Genomic DNA, 227 nt, shown 5'->3' with positions numbered 1-227 from the left:
ATCGAGATCAGCCCGCGTCCCGGGGCGTCCCGCTCCGCGAGGAGCTTTGCGAGGGTGGCGACGATCCGGGCGCCGGTCGCGGCGAACGGGTGCCCGGTGGCGAGCGAGGAGCCGGCCACGTTGAGCTTCTCCCGGTCGACGGGGGCCAGGCCCGCCTTCTCCCAGGCGGCCAGCGTGGCGAGCACCTGGGAGGCGAAGGCCTCATGGACCTCGAAGAGATCGAAGTC

The 227-nt window shown here is 72.7% G+C and carries 1 pseudogene; it reads right to left on the bottom strand.

The window, feature by feature from the left end:
• Window positions 1-227 (bottom strand): annotated as a pseudogene (locus G3I42_RS17660) (acetyl-CoA C-acyltransferase); the annotation flags it as partial.

Source organism: Streptomyces sp. SID11385 (assembly GCF_010548245.1).
Lineage (GTDB): Bacteria > Actinomycetota > Actinomycetes > Streptomycetales > Streptomycetaceae > Streptomyces.
Note: the sequence above shows the minus strand (reverse complement) of the source record. Positions and strands in the feature narration are given on the sequence as shown.